At 64.4% G+C, this 16,027-nt stretch carries 15 protein-coding genes; 10 read left to right on the forward strand and 5 right to left on the reverse strand.

All coding sequences use genetic code 11. The annotated features are described in order from the left end of the window. Positions 1-174: 174 nt before the first annotated feature. The 4 genes from ACSS7Z_RS09375 (at position 175) to ACSS7Z_RS09390 (ending at position 3,586) form a co-directional block, all read left to right on the forward strand. Positions 175-687 carry a single-stranded DNA-binding protein gene (locus ACSS7Z_RS09375; protein WP_438254355.1) on the forward strand — a complete coding sequence of 171 codons (513 nt, stop codon included), beginning with the start codon at positions 175-177 and terminating at the stop codon, positions 685-687. Positions 688-755: 68 nt separating this feature from the next. Continuing rightward, positions 756-1,253: a DUF6993 domain-containing protein gene (locus tag ACSS7Z_RS09380; RefSeq protein ID WP_438254356.1), complete on the forward strand. Its 498-nt coding sequence runs from the start codon at positions 756-758 to the stop codon at positions 1,251-1,253. A gap of 154 nt (positions 1,254-1,407) precedes the next feature. Beyond that, positions 1,408-3,087 (forward strand): energy-dependent translational throttle protein EttA, encoded by a 1,680-nt coding sequence (ettA, locus tag ACSS7Z_RS09385; RefSeq protein WP_438254357.1) that lies wholly within the window; start codon positions 1,408-1,410, stop codon positions 3,085-3,087. Then, positions 3,080-3,586 (forward strand): acyl-CoA thioesterase, encoded by a 507-nt coding sequence (locus tag ACSS7Z_RS09390; protein WP_438254358.1) that lies wholly within the window; start codon positions 3,080-3,082, stop codon positions 3,584-3,586. Before ettA ends, ACSS7Z_RS09390 begins: the two co-directional genes overlap by 8 nt. A gap of 5 nt (positions 3,587-3,591) precedes the next feature. Here the strand turns inward: ACSS7Z_RS09390 and ACSS7Z_RS09395 are convergent, their stop codons facing one another. Next, positions 3,592-4,479, reverse strand: a complete 888-nt coding sequence (locus tag ACSS7Z_RS09395) for an acyl-CoA thioesterase (RefSeq protein ID WP_438254360.1) — start codon at positions 4,477-4,479, stop codon at positions 3,592-3,594. Between the two features lie 48 nt (positions 4,480-4,527). On the opposite strand from ACSS7Z_RS09395, the gene ACSS7Z_RS09400 reads away from it, so the two are divergent. Further along, positions 4,528-5,196: a DUF8185 domain-containing protein gene (locus ACSS7Z_RS09400; RefSeq protein WP_438254361.1), complete on the forward strand. Its 669-nt coding sequence runs from the start codon at positions 4,528-4,530 to the stop codon at positions 5,194-5,196. A gap of 6 nt (positions 5,197-5,202) precedes the next feature. On the opposite strand, the gene ACSS7Z_RS09405 is transcribed toward ACSS7Z_RS09400, so the two are convergent. From ACSS7Z_RS09405 to pepN, 4 genes are all read right to left on the reverse strand, one after another. Then, entirely contained in the window at positions 5,203-6,861 is a 1,659-nt protein-coding gene (locus tag ACSS7Z_RS09405) for an FAD-binding dehydrogenase (protein ID WP_438254362.1), read from the reverse strand. Next, positions 6,858-7,310: a globin gene (locus tag ACSS7Z_RS09410; RefSeq protein ID WP_438254363.1), complete on the reverse strand. Its 453-nt coding sequence runs from the start codon at positions 7,308-7,310 to the stop codon at positions 6,858-6,860. Before ACSS7Z_RS09410 ends, ACSS7Z_RS09405 begins: the two co-directional genes overlap by 4 nt. Then, the gene (locus tag ACSS7Z_RS09415) at positions 7,307-8,380 is read right to left on the reverse strand and encodes a mechanosensitive ion channel family protein (protein ID WP_438254365.1); all 1,074 of its coding nucleotides are present in this window, start codon (positions 8,378-8,380) and stop codon (positions 7,307-7,309) included. Before ACSS7Z_RS09415 ends, ACSS7Z_RS09410 begins: the two co-directional genes overlap by 4 nt. A 76-nt stretch (positions 8,381-8,456) precedes the next feature. Next, positions 8,457-11,021, reverse strand: coding sequence for an aminopeptidase N (gene pepN / locus ACSS7Z_RS09420; RefSeq protein ID WP_438254366.1), 2,565 nt, complete (start codon positions 11,019-11,021; stop codon positions 8,457-8,459). A 123-nt stretch (positions 11,022-11,144) separates the two neighbouring features. Between pepN and ACSS7Z_RS09425 the strand changes: the two genes are divergently transcribed. Genes ACSS7Z_RS09425 through ACSS7Z_RS09445 form a run of 5 tightly spaced genes read left to right on the forward strand, consistent with a single transcriptional unit; the run spans position 11,145 to position 16,001 of the window. Continuing rightward, entirely contained in the window at positions 11,145-12,329 is a 1,185-nt protein-coding gene (locus ACSS7Z_RS09425) for a ferrochelatase (protein WP_438254367.1), read from the forward strand. 36 nt (positions 12,330-12,365) lie between these two features. Continuing rightward, a complete protein-coding gene (locus tag ACSS7Z_RS09430; protein ID WP_438254369.1) occupies positions 12,366-12,851 on the forward strand; it encodes a ribose-5-phosphate isomerase in 486 nt (161 codons plus the stop codon). Between the two features lies 1 nt (position 12,852). Continuing rightward, positions 12,853-13,863: an Fpg/Nei family DNA glycosylase gene (locus tag ACSS7Z_RS09435; RefSeq protein ID WP_438254370.1), complete on the forward strand. Its 1,011-nt coding sequence runs from the start codon at positions 12,853-12,855 to the stop codon at positions 13,861-13,863. Between the two features lie 27 nt (positions 13,864-13,890). Then, a complete protein-coding gene (locus ACSS7Z_RS09440; RefSeq protein WP_438254372.1) occupies positions 13,891-14,535 on the forward strand; it encodes an FMN-binding negative transcriptional regulator in 645 nt (214 codons plus the stop codon). Next, on the forward strand, positions 14,532-16,001 hold the full coding sequence (locus ACSS7Z_RS09445) for an amidohydrolase (RefSeq protein ID WP_438254373.1): 1,470 nt from the start codon (positions 14,532-14,534) through the stop codon (positions 15,999-16,001). Before ACSS7Z_RS09440 ends, ACSS7Z_RS09445 begins: the two co-directional genes overlap by 4 nt. Positions 16,002-16,027 lie beyond the last annotated feature (26 nt).

Consider the following 16,027-nt stretch of genomic DNA (forward strand, 5'->3'; position numbering starts at 1 on the left):
CGAACATATGAGCGACCACCGACATTCATCCCGCGTTCGATGGAATCCTTTCCTGCACTGACCTGCGTATTGCACGAGTTGTCCACCGAACGTGGGTATCGGCCTGCGTGCTGGCCGTAACACCGGCACGCTGTTGTGATCCGGGTACGCCCCGGGAACACAAAGGAGACAGCTATGAACGACACCGTGACGATCCTGGGACGAGTAGGTGCTGATCCGAACCGGAGCGCGACCACGACCGGGGTCCCTGTTGTGAACTTCCGCGTCGCGAGTCCGCAGCGCCGGTACGACTCGAAGGTGCAGGCGTGGGTGGAGACCGGCACCAACTGGTACAACGTGTCGGCGTTCCGCCAGCTCGCCGATCATGCGAAGGCGTCGCTGCGCCAGGGGGACGGAGTGATCGTCACCGGCAAACTCAAGCTGCGTGAGTGGGAGAGCGGCGGTCGCAAGGGAATGAGCGCTGATATCGAGGCCGAGGCCATCGGTCACGACCTGCGGTGGGGGGCGAGCGCGTATGTGAAGGCGAACAGCGCGTCGGCTGCGCCGCAGCCGCTATCTGATGCGAGCGCCGAGATCAGCGCCGATCAGAGCACTGCCCCTGCAGTGCACGCACCCGACGATAGTGAGGAGGATCTTGAGCTGGAAGAAGCGGAACTCGTGCCCTCGACGAACTGGTCAGCGAACTGAGCCCAGTCATGCTCTACGCGTGGCGGGGGCTGAGAGCGCGAGACGGGGCGCGCGCGTAGGATCGGAGCGTGCCCCGTCGACTTCATTCCTTGCGCTCGCTGCTCGCCCTGGCGGCATCGACGGTAATCATCGGTCTCGCGCTGACAGCGTGCACTCCCCAGCCCACCGATCCGGAACCGTCAGGGGAGCCTGCGGTGAGCAGTGCCCCGACGGCCACTCCCGCGCCCGAGCCGAGTTTTCACCCCGACGGAACCGCTGAAGACAACCTTCCGGTCTTCACGAAGATCGTCGAACAGGTCGGAGCTTCTCCGGAGAACGTCTCCGGGCGGGCGTACATCGACGCGCTCGTGGCCGCAGGATTCGATCGCGCCGGCATGCAGGTCACCGAAGACGGCACCACTGTGGGAAATCCTGCCGAAAGCATCCAGTTCTCCGTCCGCTGGGGCGAGGACCTCTGCCTGGTCGGACAGGTGGGACCGTCAACCGGTGCACCCGTCACGATGATCATGGATCAGCTTGCCGAGGGGCGCTGCCTGATCGGGAATACGCGTCCGATCGATTGGTGATTGGTAGCGCTCAGCTCCCTCGTCGAACCCGCCGAGTATCGGGCAGACCCTCAGTGACGATGACGGATCCCGGGTAAGCTGGTACAAGACTTTGTGTGCCGTCACGACGGTGCGACAACGGATCATGTACGACGAGATAGGGCGTTGAAACGGTATGGCAGAGTACATCTACTCGATGGTGCGTGCGCGGAAGGCAGTGGGCGAGAAGCTCATCCTGGATGACGTGACGATGTCGTTCCTTCCCGGAGCGAAGATCGGTATGGTCGGCCCGAACGGTGCCGGTAAGTCGACGATCCTCAAGATCATGGCAGGCCTCGACATCCCGTCAAACGGTGAAGCCAAGCTCTCCCCGGGGTTCACTGTCGGCATTCTGTTGCAGGAGCCCGAGCTCGACGAATCGAAGACTGTCCTGGAGAACATCCAGGACGGCGTCGCTATCAAGGCGAAGCTCGATCGCTTCAACGAGATCTCGGCGCTGATGGCCGATCCGGATGCTGATTTCGACACGCTGCTGGCTGAGATGGGTGTGCTGCAGGAAGAGATCGACGCCGCTGACGGCTGGGACCTCGACTCGCAGCTCGAGCAGGCCATGGATGCGCTGCGCACCCCGCCCGGAGACGCTGCGATCGCCCCGCTGTCCGGTGGTGAGAAGCGCCGCGTCGCACTGGCGAAGCTGCTGCTCCAGAAGCCTGATCTGTTGCTGTTGGATGAGCCGACTAACCACCTCGACGCCGAAAGCGTTCTCTGGCTCGAGCAGCACCTGAAGTCCTACAAGGGTGCCGTCATCGCGATCACCCACGACCGGTACTTCCTCGACAACGTCGCAGAGTGGATCGCCGAAGTCGACCGCGGACGCCTGATCGGCTACGAGGGCAACTACTCGACGTATCTGGAGAAGAAGGCCGAGCGCCTCGACATCCAGGGTAAGAAGGACCAGAAGCTCGCGAAGCGCCTCAAGGACGAACTCGAGTGGGTGCGCTCCAGCGCCAAGGGACGCCAGACCAAGTCGAAGGCGCGTCTGGCTCGCTACGAAGAGATGGCAACGGAGGCGGAGCGGACTCGGAAGCTCGACTTCGAGGAGATTCAGATCCCCGCCGGCCCACGTCTGGGCAGCGTCGTGATCGAAGCGAAGAACCTCAAGAAGGGCTTCGGCGACCGCACGCTCATCGACGGCCTGAGCTTCAGCCTGCCGCCCAACGGCATTGTCGGCATCATCGGTGCGAACGGCGTCGGTAAGACCACGTTGTTCAAGTCGATCGTCGGTCTTGAGTCGATCGACAGCGGCGAACTCAAGATCGGTGAGACGGTCAAGATCAGCTATGTCGACCAGTCCCGCTCGAACATCGACCCGGACAAGACGTTGTGGGAGGTCGTCTCTGACGGCCTCGACATCATGATGGTCGGCAAGATCGAGATTCCCTCGCGCGCTTATGTGTCGAAGTTCGGTTTCAAGGGGCCCGACCAGCAGAAGAAGGCCGGGGTACTCTCCGGTGGTGAGCGCAACCGCTTGAACCTCGCCCTGACGCTCAAGGAGGGCGGCAACCTTCTGCTTCTCGACGAGCCGACTAACGACCTCGATGTCGAGACGCTGAGCTCGCTCGAGAATGCTCTGCTGGAGTTCCCCGGGTGCGCCGTGGTCATCACTCACGACCGGTGGTTCCTCGACCGCATCGCCACGCACATCCTCGCCTACGAGGGCACCGATGAGAACCCGGCCCAGTGGCACTGGTTCGAGGGCAACTTCGAAGCGTACGAGCAGAACAAGATCGAGCGCCTCGGCCAGGATGCGGCGAACCCGCACCGTTCGACGCACCGCAAGCTCACGCGTGACTGAAGCAGATCGAGAGGCGGGCACAACGCCCGCCTCCCGTATCTCCGTTCCGATCCAGCTGCGCTGGGGAGATCTTGACGCGTACAACCACGTCAACAACACCTCCATGCTGAAGTTGCTCGAAGAAGCGCGTGTGCGTGCATTCTGGGCGCCCGGACCGGGAGAACAGGCACCGCAGACGGCGATCCTGGAGACCGGAATCGAATCCGGCATGCTCTCACTCATCGCACGGCAGGAGATCGAGTACCTCGCGCCCGTTCCGTACCAGCGCCGACCGCTCGAAGTGCAGTTGTGGTTCGGCAAGATCGGTGGCTCCAGCGTCGATGTCTGCTATGAGGTCTTCAACGACCCCGCCAGCGAGACCCGAGTGCTCTACGCCCGCTCGACGGCGGTGCTGGTGCTGGTGAACGCCGAATCAGGTCGTCCGACGCGAATCACCTCGCAGATGCGCGAAGCCTGGGCGCCGTATATCGGCGACCCTGTCCAGTACGCGCATCGCTGAGAGCGTCAGCGGTCCGCAGGGACGCGGATCATGATCTCCTGCGAGACACTGGCGACCAGCACGCCTTCGCGCGTGTAGACACGGCCGGTAGCCAGACCACGACCGCCGCGAGCATTGGGTGACTCCTGCACGTACAGCAGCCACTCATCGACGCGCGCGGGACGGTGCCACCACATGGCGTGATCCAGGCTCGCCACCTTCAGCCCCGGCGTCACCCAAGACACACCGTGCGCGCGCAGGATCGACTCCTGGATCGTCATATCGCTGAGGTAGGCCAGCGCAGCGCGGTGCAGACGCTGGTCATCCGGCATCGGCGCCCGCAGACGCATCCACACGGCCTGCCGCGCGGCCTGCTCGCCGTCGACGGCGAGATAAATCGGCGGGTCGATATGACGCACTTCAACGGGACGCTCCATCAGCAGCTGCCGCATGACCGGCTTGTTGTCCGGTGCCAGATCTTCATCGGGCGGGATCTGCTCGGGCTGCGGGATGCCGACTGGCATCGGCGTGGAATGTTCGAGCCCGGGAGCCTCGTCCTGGAACGAAGCGATCATTGAGAAGATCGGAACGCCGTTCTGGTAGGCCTGCGCCCGTCTGGTCGAAAACGACCGACCATCGTGGATGCGATCGACGGCTATCGTCACGCCCTGGGTGGAATCGCCCGGGCGGAGAAAATACCCGTGCATCGAGTGCACGGCGCGATCCTCTGGCATCGTCCGCTCAGCGGCGATCAGGCATTGGCCGAGCACCTGCCCGCCGTAGATGCGCCCGGTGGGCATACTGTGCGAACTGCCGGTGAAGATGTCTTCGGTGGTCCGCGCTTGGCTCTCATCGAGATCCAGCACGTCCAGCAGGGTGTCAACGGATGCTTGAGCCTGTGCGTCTGCGTTCATGGCGCTCCTCCCGCGACCGTCGATCGCCTCCTTGATAGTTTAGAACGCGTGCACCATCGCCTTGTTCTCGCAGACTCCGACACCGCTCGTGACGTCCTCACCTTTTTCGGCCGAGCAGGATTGGTCTCCGAGGACGGGGTACGGCTGCAGGGCGCGGATGGCATCCTGGCCGTGACCGCTGCTGCGCTGGCGCCCCAGGGATTGTTCGACCAGACCCCGACGGTTCTCGCCATGCGGATCGTCCGCGCCGATCCGGAGTTGGAGTGCGACATCGTCGTGGACGAACTCACCGCAGATGAAGACGAGCGGATGCTGAAACTACCCGACACCGGACGTTCTCCGGCCTGGGCGGGAGTCGCGCCGCCACGTGGAGGGTGGGAGCGCACCGGAAGCCTGGAATCGTCGGTGATTGCCAACCGTGCCCAATGGGGAATCTCGGCCGTGGCGCGCGGGGCGACACCGGGCGCTGGCGAAGAGGCGGTCCGAGCGCTCCGGGCCGCCATCTGGGGTGAGCCGGACGAGGACCTCGCCGGTCTCCCGCGAGGCGTGGCCTTCGCCGCACACGCCTTCGGGTTCATCTCCGGCGAGGAGAACGTCACCGTGACAGCATCCGGGCGCTGGACGCGGTTGGGCTTCGCGCGCGGGCACGTGCTCTCGCGCGGTCCGATGGTCACCGGACTCACCGCCGTCCGCGGAACAGGCGTAGGCGCAGGCTAGCGGGTCCTACTGCGCAGCCGCGCGTCCCGCCTGACGTCCGGAGAACAGGCATCCGCCCAAGAACGTACCTTCCAGTGCGCGGTACCCGTGCACGCCGCCGCCGCCGAACCCGCTGGCCTCACCCGCAGCGAACAGCCCGGTGATGGCGTTGCCCGAAGAGTCCAGCGCGCGTCCATCGAGGTCGGTCTCGATGCCACCGAGCGACTTCCGCGTCAGAACGTGCAGCTTCACCGCGATCATCGGGCCGGCCGCCGGGTCCTGCAGCCGATGCGGTGACGCTGTGCGGATGAGTCTGTCGCCGCGGTAGCCGCGCATGGAGCGCAGCATCCCGATCTGCGCATCCTTGCTGAAGTCGTTTTCGATCTCGCGGTCACGAGCGATGACTTCACGGCGAACAGTATCGATGTCGAGCGCTTCGCCGCCGTCGTGCAGGCGCATCTGCTCCAGCAGGCTCTCCAGGTCGTTCTCGACGATGAAGTCCGCGCCCTCGTCGAGGAATGCCTGCACGGGACCGGTCGGGCCCTTCGCCAGACGAGATTTCAGCAGCAGCCCGACATCCTTGCCGGTGAGATCGGGGTTCTGCTCGCTGCCAGAAAGCGCGAACTCCTTCTCGACGATCTGTCGCGACGTGACGAACCAGGAATGGTCGTGCCCGGTCTGGCGCAGGTACTGGAGAGTTCCCAGTGTGTCGAAGCCGGGGAAGAGCGGGACAGGCAGACGTTGTCCCGTGGCATCCAGCCACAGGGATGACGGCCCGGGCAGGATTCGGATGCCGTGCGCAGGCCACACCGGATCCCAATTGCTGATTCCCTCGACGTAATGCCACATGCGGTCGCCGTTGATGAGGTGCGCACCGGCTGTTGCAGATACGGCATGCATCGACCCGTCCACATAGGCTGGCACTCCCGTCAGCATGTGCTCAGGAGCTGTGCCCAGCCGCTTTGGCCACGCCGCGCGCACCAGGTCGTGATTTCCGCCGATGCCGCCGGAGGCGACGATGGTCGCACCCGCGGAGATCTCGAAATCACCGGCGACCTCGCGTGATGTGCTGAGGCCGCGGGCACTCGTGGAATCGACGAGACGGTGGCCCCGTGCGCCGATGACAGCGCCATCGGCGCTCAGCAGCTCAGTGACGCGATGGCGGGGGAGCACAGTGAGGGTTCCGGCATCCTCCGCACGGTGAACGGCATCGGCGAACGGTGCGACGATGCCCGGGCCGGTACCCCAGGTGATGTGGAAACGCGGCACCGAGTTTCCCGGACCGATCGCGCCGTAGCCGCCGCGCTCAGCCCACCCGACCACGGGGAAGAAGCCGACGCCGCGCTCACGTAGCCAGGCACGTTTCTCACCCGCGGCGAACTGCAGATACGCGTCAGCCCATCGACGCGGCCAGTGGTCCTCGTCGCGGTCGAAACCGGCGTTGCCGAACCAGTCCTGGGTGGCGAGTTCGAGCGAGTCTTTGATTCCGAGGCGTCGCTGCTCCGGTGAATCGACGAAAAACAATCCGCCGAATGACCACCATGCCTGACCGCCCAGGTTCGATCGGGGCTCCTGGTCGAGGAGGATCACTCGTTTACCGGCGGCTGTCGCCTCGGCGGCGGCCACGAGACCGGCCAACCCCCATCCGATCACTAGGACGTCGGCGGACAGGGGTGGGGTCGTCATGCGTTCTCCGTTGAATCCTGACTGGTCGTGCGGGTCTCGAGCGTGGGCCGGCCGGCGGCATCGGGGCCGATACTCGTGGGTTCCATGGTGTTCACCATGGCATAAGCGGCGCGTTCGAGGTAGTCCCACAGCGTCGCGTCGTGCAGTGCGGACAATTGGACTTCGTCGAGCGAGGTGCGCATGCAGCGCAGCCAGCGGTCACGGGCATCCGGATTGACGTGGAAGGGGTTGTGCCGCATACGCAGGCGCGGATGCCCGCGGCGCTCACTGTATGTCGACGGGCCGCCCCAGTACTGCGCAAGGAACAGCGCGAAGCGCTCTTCTGCGGGGCCGAGATCCTCTTCCGGATACATCGGCTTCAGGACCGGGTCGAGCGCGACCTCGCGGTAGAAGATGTTTACGATCTTCTCGAACGTCGCGTAACCGCCGACCTCATCATAGAAAGTCATTCGTTGTCCTTGGCTTCGTCGTCGTGTGCCTGGGTGTTCTTTTTGCGCCAAATCCCGCGGATCACCGGCGGCACGCCCGTGACCGGATTAGGGCGCGTCAGCGGTGGGTTCGCGCCGCGCACACGACGGGCACCCTCGGGCCCGGTGGGGATGACGGACTCCATCCGGGGAATGGTCAGATCCAGCCCCTCAACGGCTGCTTTGAGTCGCATGCGCAGTTCGCGGGCCACGTCATCCTTTGCATTCGCGCGTGTCTTGAGCACAACGCGAATAACCAGAGCATCGCCGGAGATCGACTCCAGGCCCCACACCTCTGGACGTTCGATGATGCGCGTACGCCACTTGGGTTCCTTCGCGAGTTGTTCGGCCGCCGCGAGCAGCGCGCGCTCGACCTCGGCCACATCGGCATCGACGGGCACGCCCAGGTCGATGATCGTGCGCGCCCATCCCTGCGACATGTTTCCGATCCGGAGGATCTCGCCGTTGCGCACGTACCAGAGCGTGCCGTTCACATCCCGCAGCTGGGTCACACGCACGCTCACATACTCGACCATGCCGCTGGCGAGACCCACATCCACGACGTCGCCGATTCCGATCTGGTCCTCGGCGACGATGAACAGGCCGTTGAGAACGTCTTTGACGATGTTCTGGGCGCCGAAGCCGAGTCCCGCGCCGACCGCGGCGGTCAGCAGCGTGAGCGAACTCAACAGCGAAGGCGAGAGCGTCCACACGATCAGCAGCAGTGCGATCACCAGAACCACCACGTTGATGATGTTCTGCAGAATCGATCCGAGCGTGCGAGTTCGCTGAATCAGCCGCATATCTGCCAGCGGGGACTGCTCCAGAGCTTGAGTATCGTCCACGTTCGCTTTGGACTTTGCGCTGTTGACGATGCGTTGCACGACGCGCCGGATGACGATGCGCAGCACGAACGTGACAACCAGGGCGACGGCGATGATGATCGCGACGTTCAGCGCGGCGCGGCCACCGCGGGCGAGGGTCTCTAAAAAACCCGTCCAGTCGGCTTGATCCACCGGTTCGACATCTTGGAAATGCGGAAGGGAGAGCACCCCTCGATACTAGCGATCGGGCCCCTGCACCAGCTGGATGAGCTTGGTGGCAGGGGCCCGACGCAGAAGCTGAGGATCAGTCCTCAGAGTCGTCCTCCGCGTCGCGAGCCTGTGCGGCCAGGGCGCGTTCCACGTCGGCTAGCCCCTCGCTGACGAGGCGGCGCAGCGCCGGCGCAGCATCAGCGTTGTCGCTCAGCCACGTGCGGGTCGCTTCGCGAAGCTCAGCGTTGGCAAGCGGCGTCGGGTATAGCCCGACGATGAGGTAGTTCGCAATCTGGTAGGTGCGCGACTCCCACACCGGCAGCAGCATGTCGAAGTAGCTCTGTACGAACTCGCCGAGCACCTCGACGCTGTTCGGGTGGACGAAGCCTTGGGAGCCTGCGCGCACGATCGTGTTCGGGGCATCCGAGTTCTCGACCAGTCGCGTCCACGCGATGCGCTTATCCGGCACGGTGGGAAGAGCGGCGTGCGCCAGAGCTGCGAACTCGGCACCCTTCGAGGTGTTGTCCGCTGCGAGGGCGGCATCGATGGATGCCGCATCCGTCGCGCCGATCGAGGCGAGGCCGATCAGCAGCTGCCACGAGAGGTCAGCGTCGATCTCGAGGCCGGGGAGGGTGTCTTCTCCGGAGCGCAGGCGACCGACGATGCCGGCATGCTCGGAGTTGACGATCGCGCCCGCGAATGCGGTGACGAACTGCAACTGGCTGTCGCTACCGGCCGGCGCGCTCTGCGCGAGCTCCCACAGACCTTCGGCAACCTTCAGCCGGGCAGCCTGCTGTTCACCGGGCGCCACATAGAGCGCCGCTGCCGTGCGCAGCTGGGCGAGGGTGGTGCGAACGGTCGTCGATTCGGTCTCGCTGCCGATGTTCCCGAGCACCAGATCGATGTAATCGGATGCTGCGCTCTCGGCGTCGCGGGTCTGGTCCCAGGCTGCGCCCCAGACGATCGAACGCGCCAGCGGATCGGAGATGGCACCGAGGTGCGCGATGGCGGTGGCCAGTGACCGCTCGTCCAGACGGATCTTCGCGTATGCGAGGTCGTTGTCGTTGAGCAGTACCAGGTCTGGGCGGTCGTGACCCTGCAGCTCCGGAACTTCGGTGCGGTCGCCGTCGACGTCGATTTCGACGTAGTGCGTGCGGGTGAGCGCCCCATCGACAAGGTTGTAGAGACCGACGCCCAGGCGGTGCGGGCGGATCGTCGGGTAATCAGCGGGAGCCGTCTGCGTGACGGCGAAACGGGTGATCTTGCCTGAAGAGTCTTCGGCGATGACAGGGGAGAGCGTGTTGACGCCCGCGGTCTCCAGCCATTTGCTCGCCCAGGTGCTGAGATCGCGCCCACTGGTGGCCTCGAGCTCGGTGAGCAGATCGCTGACCTCGGTGTTGCCCCAGGCGTGCTTCTGGAAGTACTGGCCGACGCCGGCGAAGAAGGCATCGATCCCGACCCAGGCGGCGAGCTGCTTGAGGACCGAGCCGCCCTTCGCATAGGTGATGCCGTCGAAGTTGACCTGGACATCTTCGAGGTCGTTGATCTCGGCGACGATCGGATGCGTGGAGGGAAGCTGGTCCTGGCGGTAGGCCCAGGTCTTCTCCATGGCATTGAACGTCGTCCAGGCCTCGGTCCACTCCGTGGCCTCGGCGGTGGCGATGGTCGAAGCCCACTCGGCGAACGACTCGTTCAGCCACAGGTCGTTCCACCACCTCATGGTGACGAGGTCACCGAACCACATGTGCGCGAGTTCGTGCAGGATCGTGACGACGCGGCGTTCCTTGACAGCATCCGTCACCTTGCTGCGGAAGACGTAAGTCTCCGTGAAGGTGACCGCTCCCGCGTTCTCCATCGCGCCGGCGTTGAATTCCGGAACGAACAGCTGGTCGTACTTCTCGAACGGGTACGGCACGCCGAATTTCGATTCGAAGTAGGCGAACCCTTCGCGGGTCTTGTCGAAGAGGTAATCGGCGTCGATGTGCTGCCACAGGCTCTTGCGTCCGTAGACACCGAGCGGGATAATCCGGCCGTCAGAGCTGGTGAGCTCGGAGAATGTCGATTCGTACGGCCCCGCCACGAGTGCGGTGATGTAGGAGGAGATGCGCGGCGTCGGCTCGAAGCCCCATGTCGCTGTGCTGCTGGCGTCATGGTTGATCGGCTCGGGTGTGGGGGAGTTGGAGATGACCTTCCAGTTATCCGGGGCGGTCACGGTGAACTGGAAGGTGGCCTTCAGATCAGGCTGTTCGAAGACGGCGAACACACGACGGGAGTCGGGCACCTCGAACTGCGAGTAGAGGTAGACCTCGTCGTCGACGGGATCGACGAAGCGGTGCAGCCCCTCTCCGGTGTTCGTGTAAGAGCAATCCGCGTCGACGACGAGGACGTTCTGCTCCTGGAGGTTCGTCAGCGCGATGCGGGAATCGGCGAAGACCTCGCTCGGTGACAGCTGCTCGCCATTGAGCGAGATCTCGCGCACCTCGTGTGCGATGAGGTCGATGAATGTGAAGCTTCCCGGCTTCGCGGTGAAGCGCACGACGCTGCGGGAGCCGAAGAGTTCGGCGCCCTTCGTCAGATCGAGCGAGATCTCGTACGACTGTGTGTCGACGAGAGCACGACGCTCCTGCGCTTCGATTCGGGTGAGGTTCTCTCCAGGCACAGCTGTTTCTCCCAGGGGTTCGGGGGTGTCGCCTGCAATCGATGCGCGTGGCGCCGACGGCAACCATGACAGCCTACGCCAGGACTAGGCAGATCCTTATGCAAGCAGTGGAAAGATGAGCATGTGACTGTGTCTGATGAGAATGTCGTTCCCTTCGCTTCCGAAGCCGCCGCGGCCGGTGCCAAATTCATTGAAACGCCGGTGGCATATGACGCCGTGCTCCTCGCGGGCTTCGGCGGGCCTGAGGGACAGGACGATGTGATCCCGTTTCTGCGCAATGTGACTCGGGGGAGGGGAATCCCCGACGAACGCCTGGAAGACGTCTCGCATCACTATCGCCACTTCGGCGGCATCAGCCCCATCAACGCGCAGAACCGAGCCCTGAAAGCGGCTCTCGAGCACGAGCTGGCTGCGCGGAGCATCGAGTTGCCTGTGTACTGGGGCAACCGCAACTGGGCACCGTACCTGGAAGATGCCGTCACGGACGCCGAGCGTGCGGGGGACACGACGCTTCTTGCCTTTGCGACAAGCGCCTACAGTTCGTTCTCGAGCTGTCGTCAGTACCGCGAGGACTTCGCCCGGGTGCTGACCCAGACCGGTCTTGATGACCGCGTGACAATCGACAAGATCCGTCCGTTCTACGACCACCCCGGGTTCGTCCAAGCATTCATCGATGGCGTACACGCGGCAGTCGCACAGTTCGTTTCGGACGGGGTTCGAGCTGACGGCATCCACGTGCTGTTCTCCACGCACAGTGTTCCTATGGACGATGCCGAGCGCTCCGGACCGCGCGACATCGACTGGGGTGACGGCGGTGCTTATGCCGCGCAGCACCAGGCGGTCGCGGCCTGGGTGATGGATAAGGTACGTCAGCTCGTGCCCGAAGCCGTCAGCACCACCTGGGAACTCGTCTACCAGTCACGATCAGGCCCGGCTTCACAGCCCTGGTTGGAACCGGACGTGTGCGATGTCATCGGTGAGCTGCCTGCGCGCGGCATCGAAGCTGTGGTCGTGGTTCCGGTTGGGTTCATGAGCGATCACATGGAAGTGCTCTGGGATCTGGACACGGAAGCTGCGGAAGCTGCCCAGGAAGCCGGCTTGCAGTTTGTGCGCACGCCGACACCGGGGATTTCGCCCGCGTTCGTCTCCGGGATCGTTGACCTCATTCAGGAGCGACTCGAAGGCCGGGCAGCATCCGATCGCGCTCACGTCACAGCGCTGGGTCCCGCATTCGATATCTGCCGTCCTGGATGCTGTGAGAACATCCGAGCCGGATTCAAACCGGCCGCTGGCGGAATCGCCCCCTGATCAACCGCTGACTCAGACACTTCTAGGATGGTGAGCATGCGCATCCACATCGCCACAGACCACGCGGGACTGGAATTCTCCACACAGCTTCAGCAGCATTTGCGAACGCTCGGACACGAAGTCATCGATCACGGTCCCGTCGAGTATGACGCGCTCGACGACTACCCGGCCTTCTGTATCCGAGCCGCTCGTGCCGTCGTGGCCGACCAGTCCGCTGGAGTCGAAGCGCTCGGAATCGTATTCGGCGGCTCGGGCAACGGCGAGCAGATCGCTGCCAACAAGGTGCAGGGCGTTCGCGCTGCGCTGGTCTGGAACCTCTCCACGGCCGAACTCGCACGCCAGCACAACGACGCCAACGTGATCTCCATCGGCGCGCGCCAGCACACCTTCGAAGAAGTTGTCTCGTTCATCGAGCGTTTCATCTCGACACCGTTCTCGGACGAAGAGCGTCACGTGCGCCGTATCGGTCAGATCGCGGACTTCGAACGCGATGGGTCGCTGCTGCCGGACCCGCGCGCCTGAGATGCCTGAGGGACACTCCGTTCACCGAATTGCTCGGCAGTTCGATCGGAACTTCGTAGGCAAGACGCTGCAGGCGTCGAGTCCGCAGGGCCGATTCGTCGAGGGGGCATCGGTGCTCGACGGGCGCCAGGCCGTGAGCGTGAAAGCCGTCGGCAAGCAGATGTTCCTCGAGACCGAGGGCGATATCTGGCTTCGAGTGCATCTGGGACTGTACGGCGCGTGGGACTTCGCCGGGGAGGTCCTGCTCGACCCGACGATCGCATCCGCGAACGGACGGATGGGGCAGACGAATCAGCGCGGCGCTGATCTGGATGCGGGAGCCGAGACGCCGATCCTCGACGATGCCGGTGAGAACTCGCTGTCTTCGATCGGGGCGCCTCGGCGTACGCGCGTGCATGTGCGCATGTCAGAGCAGACCAAGGGGCTGGCGGATGAGGACATGCCGTGGCCGCCGCCGGTCGTCGGGCAGGTGCGCTTGCGTCTGATGACCGACATTACCGCGGCGGACCTGCGCGGCCCCACCGCCTGCGTGCTGCAGACGCCCGATGAGATGCTCGCATCCGTCGCCAAGCTCGGCCCGGATCCGCTGGTCGGGGACCCTGCCCAGAACGAAGCACGATTCGTGCACACAGTCGGCAAGAAGGGCACCGCGATCGCGTTGCTGCTGATGGATCAGTCCGTCGTCAGCGGAATCGGGAACGTCTACCGCGCGGAGATGCTCTATCGGGCGCGGCTGAACCCGCACACACCCGGAAAAGCTGTACCTGTGGAGATCGTCCGGGAGCTCTGGCACGACTGGGCCCGGCTTCTGCCGATCGGAGTCGAGACCGGTCAGATGATGACGATGGACGACCTCTCAGCCGACGACTACCGCGCAGCTATGGCAAGTCGTGATGACCGTCACTGGGTCTATCACCGTGCCGGTCTGCCGTGCCGTACGTGCGGCACGCAGATTGTGCTCGAGGAGCTCGGTGCACGCAAGCTCTACTGGTGCCCGAAATGCCAGGCCTGACCGTGGGATCAGACTTAGGCTGAGGGAATGCGTCAGAACCCGAGTTTCACACTGGCAGACGTCGCCGAGATGCGCCGTGTCATCGAGCACAATCCCTGGGCCACTATCGTCACGGCAACCGCAGACGGCCAGGTCGCTTCGCACTACGCGGTCATGCTGGATGATGATCGTGATGACCTCACGATCGTTGCGCATGTGGGAAAGCCGGACGACCTCATCCACGAACTCGGCCAGCACGAGATGCTCGTGATCTTCCAAGGGCCGAACGGGTACATCTCACCCGGCTGGTATGACGCAGACACCAAAGCGGTGCCCACGTGGAACTACACCGCGGTTCACCTTTCCGGCATTCCGGAGATCCTCAGCGACGAGGAGAACCTGCGGGTGCTGGATCGCCTCGTCGAGCGGTTCGAAGGCCAGCTGCCGGAGCCGCGGCTCATGTGGGAGCGCCCCAATGATGAAGCGTTCGTCCATCGGCTCGCGGCCGGAACAGTCGGCTTCCGCCTGACGCCGACACGCGTCGTAGCCAAACGGAAACTCAGCCAGAACAAGGATGCCGCCACGGTGGAGAACATCATCGCCGAACTTCAGAGCAACGGCGCTTATGCCAACCCGGCGCTTGCCGCGGAGATGCGCCGGGCGCAGGATGCGCGACCGGGACGAAGCGCATGAGCGCGGTCGGCGAACACATCTCGATGATTCGGGAAGTGCGCGTAGCGGGACCCGGACGCGAATATCTGGTCGACGCCGAGCCGGTGGACATTCACCTGGACGGCGACCGAATCGTGGACATCGCCCCGACTGGCGCCCTTCGTTCAGCCGGCGCTGTTCTCGAGGGGCAGGGCGCCTGGGTGGTGCCGGGGCTGTGGGACCATCACGTGCACACCACGCAGTGGGCGCTCACTGCCGAGCGGGAGCACCTCGGCGACACGACATCGGCTGCTGAAGCCGCAGCCCGAATGTCGAATGTGGCGGTGCTGACAGACGGAAGGCGAGTGGGCACAGGTTTTCGTGACGCCTTCTGGCCGGATGCCCCCTCGATTGCGGTTCTGGATGCTGCCACGGGGAGTGTGCCGACCTATTTGATCAACGCGGATGTGCACAGCGTCTGGTTGAACACCGCAGCGCTGGAGCGCGAAGGCTTTCGCACGTCCGATGGAATGCTGCGAGAGGACGACGCATTCCTGATCTCGCGGCGGTTGAACGCGGTGGACCCGGCTCACGGAGATCTGGCTGTCATACGTGCCGGAGACGCTGCCGCGGCGCGCGGCGTGACCGGGATAGTGGACTTCGATATGGCCTGGAACCTCCAAGCCTGGGACCGTCGAGCAGCGGGTGGATTCGCCGCGCAACGGGTTGAGTTCGCCGTGTACATCTCCGACCTCGACCGCGCGATCTCTGCTGGTCTGCGTACCGGGGATAGCATCGCTGATCTTGTGCGCATGGGGCCGCTGAAGATCATCTCGGATGGATCGCTGGGGACCCGGACTGCGGCGTGCTCGCATCCCTATCCCGACGACCAAACCGACTTCGGGGTGATGAACGTCTCACCCGTTGATCTCATCGAGCTGCTGACCCGTGCGACCGGGGCGGGACTCGAAGTCTCCGTACACGCCATCGGCGACCGCGCCGTGGCATCGGCGTTGGACGCGGTAGCCGCCTCCGGAGCCACCGGAACGATCGAGCATGCGCAACTGGTGCGACACGCCGACATCTCGCGAATCGCCCGACTGGGGCTGGCCGCCAGTGTGCAACCGCAGCACGCAATTGATGATCGTGACCTGGTGGAAGGGTATTGGGCTCATCAAACGGCCGTGGGCTACCCGATGGCCACCCTCCTTCGCGCGGGGGTCGAATTGCGACTGGGCTCAGATGCTCCGGTGGCGCCGCTGGATCCGTGGGCAACCATTGCCGCGGCGGTGGCGCGGACGGATGATGACCGCGATGCGTGGCATCCGGAGGAGCAACTGACCCGCGGTGAGGCTCTTGCCGCAAGCGTTCGCTCGTCAACGAGGCCAGGGGACACCGCAGATCTTGTGCTGTGCGGTGCGGATCCGCACACGGCATCGGCATCGACGCTGCGTGCCATGCCGGTGCAGGCTACGCTGCTCGCCGGACGCATCACACACCTGAGCTAAACGCGATCGGCAAAGCGCCCGCCGCA

Origin of the sequence: Microbacterium wangyouchuni, from assembly GCF_051546305.1 — a bacterium.
Lineage (GTDB): Bacteria > Actinomycetota > Actinomycetes > Actinomycetales > Microbacteriaceae > Microbacterium.

Coding starts and splice junctions, on each gene's coding strand:
- ACSS7Z_RS09445 (WP_438254373.1), top strand. CDS start 14,532: ATGAGCGCGGTCGGCGAACACATCTCGATGATTCGGGAAGTGCGCGTA.
- ettA (WP_438254357.1), top strand. CDS start 1,408: ATGGCAGAGTACATCTACTCGATGGTGCGTGCGCGGAAGGCAGTGGGC.
- ACSS7Z_RS09395 (WP_438254360.1), bottom strand. CDS start 4,479: ATGAACGCAGACGCACAGGCTCAAGCATCCGTTGACACCCTGCTGGAC.
- ACSS7Z_RS09440 (WP_438254372.1), top strand. CDS start 13,891: ATGCGTCAGAACCCGAGTTTCACACTGGCAGACGTCGCCGAGATGCGC.
- ACSS7Z_RS09410 (WP_438254363.1), bottom strand. CDS start 7,310: ATGACTTTCTATGATGAGGTCGGCGGTTACGCGACGTTCGAGAAGATC.
- ACSS7Z_RS09435 (WP_438254370.1), top strand. CDS start 12,853: ATGCCTGAGGGACACTCCGTTCACCGAATTGCTCGGCAGTTCGATCGG.
- ACSS7Z_RS09430 (WP_438254369.1), top strand. CDS start 12,366: ATGCGCATCCACATCGCCACAGACCACGCGGGACTGGAATTCTCCACA.
- ACSS7Z_RS09375 (WP_438254355.1), top strand. CDS start 175: ATGAACGACACCGTGACGATCCTGGGACGAGTAGGTGCTGATCCGAAC.
- ACSS7Z_RS09405 (WP_438254362.1), bottom strand. CDS start 6,861: ATGACGACCCCACCCCTGTCCGCCGACGTCCTAGTGATCGGATGGGGG.